Origin of the sequence: Mycobacterium attenuatum, from assembly GCF_900566085.1 — a bacterium.
GTDB classification, from domain to species: domain Bacteria; phylum Actinomycetota; class Actinomycetes; order Mycobacteriales; family Mycobacteriaceae; genus Mycobacterium; species Mycobacterium attenuatum.
In genome coordinates, this window is record NZ_UPHT01000171.1 from 1 (window position 1) to 7,783 (window position 7,783).

Consider the following 7,783-nt stretch of genomic DNA (forward strand, 5'->3'; position numbering starts at 1 on the left):
GTCCGTTTGGTGGCCATGGGTTGCGGATATATCGCACCGGGGATCTGGTGTGCTGGGGTGCCGACGGGCAATTGCGTTACCTGGGCCGCGCTGATGAACAAGTCAAAATCCGCGGCTACCGCATCGAACTCGGCGACATCGAAAGCGCCCTGCTGGCCTGCCCGCAGGTCACTCAGGCCGTCGCCACCGTGCACCACGCCACCGGAGGCGACCGGCTGGTTGCCTACATAACCCTGGAGCACACCACCGGCCTAACCGACCGCCACACTGGAGAAGCCGACCGGCAGGCCCGAGAAGCCGAAGACGCCGAAATCGTCGACCAGTGGCAGCATCTCTACGACGACTTGTACGCCGCAGATGCCGAATCGTCGGGATTCGGCATGGATTTTCGGGGCTGGAACAGCAGCTACACCGGCGATCCGATTCCGCTCGAGCAGATGCTGGAGTGGCGCTCGGCCACCGTGGATCGGGTCATGGCTCTGCGGCCGCGGCGAGTGTTGGAGATCGGCGCGGGCTCGGGGCTGATGCTGTCGCAGATCGCCCCGCACTGCGAGCACTACGTCGGCACCGACACGTCGGCGGTGGCCATCGACACGCTCGCTCTCTCGCTGGAGCAGTTCCAGATCCCCTGGCGTGACCGGGTCCAGCTGCTGACCCAGCCCGCCCACGTCGTCGACGGGCTGCCGCGCGCGTACTTCGACACCGTTGTTCTCAACTCGGTCGTCCAGTACTTTCCCAACGCCGCATACCTTGCCGACGTCATCGACAAGGTTCTGCCACTGCTGGCCCCCGGCGGGGCGGTGTTCATCGGAGACGTTCGCAACCACACCCTGCAGGGCGCGTTCCAGACCGGGGTCGCGCTGGCCCACAGCGACTGCGTCGACTCCCGCGAGATCCGTCAGCGAGTCCGTCGCGCTCTGATCAGCGAAACCGAATTACTGCTTGCCCCAGAGTTTTTCGCCACCTGGGCCACCGACCATCCGGCCGTCGCCGGTCTCGACATCGAGGTCAAACGCGGAGCCGCCGACAACGAGCTGAACCGGTACCGCTACGACGTCACCATCCACTCCACACCCGCACCGGTGCGCTCGCTGGCCGGCGCACCTCGTTGGCCGTGGACCGAATGCGCGGGCCTGCACGGGCTGCGCAACCGGCTGGGGTCAGCGCATCTGGCCGCCGCGCGCGTCACCGGCATCCCGCGCACCGGACTGATCGGCGACGTCCACGCCGAAAATGCCCTCGCCGCGGGGGTGCCGCTGGACGAGGCGCTGGCCCACGCGACGCAGACCCCGGCAGCCACCCCCGAGCAACTGCACCGCCTCGGCGAAACGCTCGGCTATCGCGTCGCCGTCACCTGGGGCGCCCAACCGGGCACCATCGACGCGATCTTCACGACCCCGGCCGACCCGCACCCGCTGACCGACGTCTACTTGCCCACCGTCGGGACCCGCCAACACGCCGAAGCCAATGACCCCCACACCACCACCAAAATCAGCGCGATCCGCCAGCGATTGAGCGCACGGTTGCCCGAGTACATGGTGCCCGCACACATCGTGGTGCTCGACGAGTTGCCGTTGACCACCTCCGGAAAGCTTGACCGCAACGCGCTGCCCGCACCCGAATGCCAGGATCGCGACCACTACCGCGCCCCCGGCAACGCGGTGGAGGAGATCTTGGCCGGTATCTATGCCCAGGTGCTGGGGCTGGAGCGGGTCGGTGTCGACGAGCCGTTCTTCGATCTGGGCGGCGACAGCATCCTGTCGATGCAGGTGGTGGCGCGAGCCCGGGCGGCCGGCGTGCTGTGTCGGCCCCGCGATGTCTTCGTCGAGCAGACGGTGGCCGGGCTGGCCCGGGTCGCCCGGGTGGATGGCGGCGCGGGTGGCGTCAGCGACGAGGGACTCGGGCCGGTGCCGGCCACCCCGATCATGTGCTGGCTGCACGGTGTCGACGGCCCCACCGACCAGTTCAGCCAGACGGTGGTGCTGCAGGCTCCCGCGGGCGTCGCCGAGGCCGACGTGCTGGTCCTGCTGCAGGCGCTGCTGGACCGGCACCACACGCTGCGGCTGCGCGCGGACGACGGCGCGCAGGGATGGTCATTGTGGGTTCCGGCGCCGGGATCTGTCACAGCGGACGGCTGCCTGCACTCGGTGGACGTGTTGTCCGACGAGGCGCTGCTGAAAGCCCGTTCCCGGTTGAACCCGGCCACCGGAACCATGCTCAGCGCACTATGGGTCGCCCACACCGGCCAGCTGGCGCTGACGATTCACCATCTGGGCGTCGATGCCGTGTCGTGGCGCATTCTGCTGGAAGACCTCAACATCGCCTGGGCGCAGCACCGCGACAGGCGGCCGGTGGAATTGCCGGCCCCCGGGACGTCGTTCGCCCGATGGGCGTCGCTGCTGGCCGAATACGCCCAACGTCCGGACGTGGTGGCCCAGGCCGACATGTGGCGGCAGGTGGCGGCCGCACCGGCCACGCTGCCGGCGGCTTCACCGGAGAGCGACACCTTTGGCACGGCCGGGCGGCTGTCGGCGGTACTGGACGCCCAGACGACCCGCGCGCTGCTCGGCGAGGTGCCGGCGGCCTTCCACGCCGGGATACAGGAAATCCTGCTGATCGCGTTCGCGCTGGCCTGGTCTGAGTTCCTAGGGGTCTCGGCTTCCGGTGGCGCCTCGATCGGCATCGACGTCGAAGGCCATGGGCGTCACGAGGAGCTGGCCCCCGACGTCGACCTGTCGCGCACTGTCGGCTGGTTCACCACCAAGTATCCGGTGGCGCTGACACTGTCCGCTGGTTTGCGCTGGGCGCAGGTGATCGCCGGCGACGCGGGGCTGGCAGCGGTGGTCAAAGCCGCCAAAGAACAGCTTCGGGCACTGCCGGACGCCGGGCTGAGCTACGGCGCCCTGCGCTATGCGAACCCCGACGTCGACCTGGCCGGTGCCGACCCGGTGATCGCGTTCAACTATCTGGGCCGTCTGGGCGCCCCCGGCACCGAGCTGCCCGGCGATGTCTGGCGGATCAGCCAGGAGGGGATGGCGTTGACCGCTGCGGCCGCGGCGGTGGCCATGCCGATGGCGCACACCGTGGAGCTCAATGCCGCCACCGTCGACACCGACACCGGCCCGCAGCTGCAGGCCAATTGGTTGTGGGCGCGTTCGGTGCTCGACGGCGCTGCGATCACCCGGGTGAACCGGCTGTGGTTCGAGGCGCTGGACGGCATCTGCAAGCATGTGCGGTCCGGCGGTGGCGGGTTGACGCCCTCTGATATCGCGCCGGCTCGTCTGAACCAGCAGCAGATCGACGAGCTAGCGCGCCAGCACCGGGTCGCCGATATTTTGCCGCTGACGCCCGTGCAGCAGGGGTTGCTCTTTCACGCCAGCGCTGCGCGGGACAGCGCCGGCGCCGCCGACGTGTATGCGGTGCAGCTGGGTTTCACCGTGTCCGGCGCCGTTGATCCCGACCGGTTACACGAAGCGGTGCAGGCGGTGGTCACCCGGCATCCGAACCTGGTGGCCCGCTTCTGCGCACAGTTCGACGAACCGGTGCAGCTCATTCCCGCCGAGCCGGCGGCCGGGTGGCGGTATGTCGAGTTGGACGCCGACGACCCCGACGAGCAGATCGAGCGGGTGTGCGCCGCCGAGCGCGCGGCAGTGTGCGACCTCGCCGAGGGGCCGGCCTTCCGGGTGGCTCTCATCCGCATCGGCGCCGGCCGGCATCGCTTCGTGCTGACCAATCACCACATCGTCGTCGACGGCTGGTCGATGCCGATTCTGCTGCGCGAAATTTTCGCCGGTTACTACGGACAACGGTTACCCGCGACGGTCCCGTATCGCCGCTTTGTCGCCTGGCTGGCCGATCGCGACCTCGATGCCGCACGCGCTGCCTGGGCCGAGGTGTTGGCCGGCTTTGCCACTCCCACCCTGGTCGGCCCGCACGATCGGCAACAGCGGGGACCGCGCGGCGTGGAGTCGTTTCAGCTGCCCGCAACCACGACGCGGGCCATCGGCGAGCTGGCCCGCACCTGTCACACCACCGTCAACATCGTGCTGCAGGCCGGCTGGGCGCAGGTGCTGATGCGGCTGACCGGCCAGCATGACGTCGTCTTCGGCGCCCCCGTCTCGGGACGGCCTACCGAGTTGGCCGGGTCCGAATCGATGGTGGGGCTGTTCATCAACACGGTGCCAGTGCGGGCGACCATCACGGCCGAGACCACCACCGCGGGCCTGCTCGAGCAGCTGCAGAACGCTTACAGCCACACCCTCGAGCACCAGCACCTGGGGCTGGGCGACATCCACCGCAGCACCGGCCACGAACGGCTCTTCGACACCCTGTTCGTGTACGAGAACTACCCCGTTGACACGACCGCCGCCGGCGCACCGCTGGGCCCACACGAATTGGCCATCACCGACATCACCAGCCGAGACCACACTCACTACCCGCTGACGATCCGCGCCCTGCCCGGCGACGAACTGGGCCTTCGCGTCGAATTCGACACTGACGTGTTCGACGCCGAAAGCATCCACGCGCTCCTCGGCCGGTTCGAGCGGGTGCTGGCGGCCATGACCGGCGATCCGGCGCAACAATGAGCGCCGACCCCACCCGGCGACTGCTGTCGATCGACGTGCTCGACACCGACGAGCACGCCCGGCTCGACGAGTGGGGCAACCGCGCGGTCTTGACCCGGCCCTCACCCGTCCCGGCGACCTCGATTCCGCAGCTGTGGGCCGCCCAGCTGGCTCGCACGCCCGAGGCGGTGGCGCTGACCTGCCAGGGTCGTTCGCTGACTTACCGCGAGCTTGAGGACGCTGCCGACCGAGTGGCACACCTGCTGACCGGTCGCGGGGCGATGCCGGGAACTGTTGTGGCGCTAGTGTTTTCCCGATCCACCGAGGCGATTATCGCCATGCTGGCGGTGCTCAAGACCGGGGCGGCCTATCTGCCGATCGACCCGGCGCAACCGGCGGCGCGGGTGCGGTTCATGCTCGCCGACATCGCACCCGTCGTCGCGCTCACCACTGCCGCGCTGGCCGACCGGCTCGATGGGCAGGACCTGCCCGTCCTGCATGTCGATGATCTGGGCGACACCGTCGCAGTCGGTCAGCCCGGCACCGCGTCAGCGAGCCCCGATGACATCGCCTACTTCATCTACACCTCGGGCACCACCGGGGTGCCCAAAGGTGTTGCCATCACCCATCACAACGTCGCCCAACTGCTGGCGTCACTGGAGGGAAAGCTCCCGCCGGGCGGCGTGTGGACGCAGTGCCATTCCTATGCCTTCGACTTCTCGGTGTGGGAGATCTGGGGAGCACTGCTGAGCGGTGGACGCCTGTTGGTGGTACCCGAGTCGGTGACGCTCTCGCCCAACGACTTTCACACCCTGCTGGCCGGCGAAAGCGTCAGCGTGGTCAGCCAAACCCCGTCCGCGGTGGGGGTGCTGCCTCCCGAAGGGCTGCAACCCGCGTCGCTGGTAGTGGCCGGCGAGGCCTGTCCGGCCGAGGTGGTGGACCGGTGGGCACCCGGTCGGCTGATGATCAACGCCTACGGCCCGACCGAGACCACCATCTATGCGTCGATGAGCGCGCCGTTGACGGCGGGTTGCGGCGTCCCGCCGATCGGATCGCCGGTGCCCGGGGCCGCGCTGTTCGTGCTGGACCGATGGTTGCGTCCGGTGCCGCCCGGTGTGACCGGGGAGTTGTACGTTGCCGGGCGCGGCGTGGGGCTGGGCTACTGGCGCCGGTCGGGGCTGACCGCGTCGCGGTTTGTGCCGTGCCCGTTCGGTGCGCCCGGGACACGGATGTACCGCACCGGGGATCGGGTGCGTTGGCGCCGTGACGGACAGCTGGATTACCTCGGCCGCTCCGACGAGCAGGTCAAGATCCGTGGGCATCGCATCGAGCTGGGCGAGGTGCGCGCGGCGTTGGCCGGGCTTGCCGGAGTGGACCAGGCGGCGGTGATCGTCCGCGAGGATCGTCGCGGCGATAAGCGCTTGGTGGGTTATGTCGTCGGGGCGGCCGACCCGGCGCAGCTGCGCGCCGCGCTGGCCGAGCGGTTACCGGCCGCCATGGTGCCCGCCGCGGTGGTGGTGATCGGCGAGCTGCCGCGCACGGTCAACGGCAAACTGGATGCTCGGGCGCTGCCCGCACCGGAGTACCAGGATGCGGATCGCTACCGTGCCCCCACCGGTGCGGTCGAAGAGATCCTGGCCGGCATCTACGCCCGGGTGCTCGGGCTCGAACGCGTCGGAGCCAACGACTCGTTCTTCGATTTGGGCGGGGACTCGCTGTCGGCGATGCGGGTGATCGCCGCGGTCAATACCGCGCTGGACGCCGGCCTTGCCGTGCGCGCCCTCTTCGACGCGCCCACGGTTGCCCGGCTGGCGTCCCGCGTCGGCGGGCACGGGGTTCGGCGAGAGCCGTTGGCGGCTGTCGAGCGGCCCGCCGTGGTTCCGTTGTCATTTGCGCAGAGCCGGTTGTGGTTCCTCGACCAATTGCACGGTCCCGCACCGGTTTACAATATGGCGGTGGCGTTGCGGCTGTGCGGGCGCCTGGACACCGACGCGCTGGCAGCGGCGTTGGCCGACGTGGTCGGCCGCCATGAGGTGCTGCGGACGCTTTTCGCCGCCCCGGACGGGATACCGCAACAGCTGGTCGTCCCCGCCGAACGGGCCGATTTCGGTTGGCGGGTCATCGATGCGACCGGATGGCCACCGGCCCGGCTTACTGCCGCCATCGAGGAGGCGGTGCGATACGGCTTCGATCTGACTAGCGAAATACCTTTTCGGGCAACGGTTTTCCGAGTCGCCGAGGAGGAACACACGCTGGTGGCCGTGGTGCACCACATTGCCGCCGACGGTTGGTCGGTAACCCCGTTGGCGCGTGATCTGAGCGTGGCCTACGCCAGCCGCTGTGCGCAGCGGGTGCCCGACTGGGCCGAATTACCGCTGCAGTACGTCGATTACACGCTGTGGCAGCGCAACAATCTCGGTGAGCTGGCCGATCCGGACAGCCCGCTGGCCGCCCAGCTGGCCTACTGGGAGCAGACCCTGGCCGGGATGCCGCAACGCCTGGAGCTGCCCACCGATCGGCCCTACCCGCCGGTCGCCGACCACCGCGGAGCAACGGTGACCGTGGACTGGCCGGCACAGCTGCAGCAGCGGGTGCGCGAGCTGGCCCGCCAACACAACGCGACCAGTTTCATGGTGATCCAGACCGCGCTGGCCGCGCTGCTGTCGCGCCTGAGTGCCCGCACCGACGTGGCAGTGGGATTCCCGATCGCCGGTCGCGGTGATCCCGCGCTTGACGAGCTGGTGGGCTTTTTCGTCAACACGCTGGTGTTGCGGGTCGACCTGGATGGGGATCCGACCTTCGCCGAGCTGCTTGCCCAGGTGCGCCAACGCAGCCTGGCCGCCTACGAACATCAAGACGTGCCGTTCGAGGTGCTTGTCGAACGGCTCAAACCGCCGCGATCGCTGACCCATCACCCGCTGATCCAGGTGTTGTTGGCCTGGCAGAACAACGCCCCCGCCGAACTGGCCTTAGGTGATCTGACGGCCACACCCCTCCCCGTTGACACCCACACCGCCCGCATGGACCTGACGTTCTCGCTGAGCGAACGCTGGACCGACGCGGGAGAGCCAGCCGGCATCGGCGGCACGGTCGAATTCCGCACCGATGTGTTTGAGGGCGAGAGTGTTTCGGTGTTGGTGGGGCGGTTGGAGCGGGTGTTGGTGGCGATGGTGGGTGGGGTGGGGCGGCGGTTGTCGGTGGTGGATGTGGTGGATGGT

General features: G+C 69.0%; 2 protein-coding genes. Both read left to right on the plus strand.

Going from position 1 to position 7,783, the window contains the following annotated elements:
- A partial coding sequence (locus EET13_RS33020) for a condensation domain-containing protein (protein ID WP_122445137.1) occupies nt 1-4,586 on the plus strand: 4,586 nt, incomplete at its 5' end.
- The coding region (locus EET13_RS33025) for a non-ribosomal peptide synthetase (RefSeq protein ID WP_122445138.1) at nt 4,583-7,783 on the plus strand (3,201 nt) is incomplete at its 3' end. The genes EET13_RS33020 and EET13_RS33025, both read left to right, overlap by 4 nt.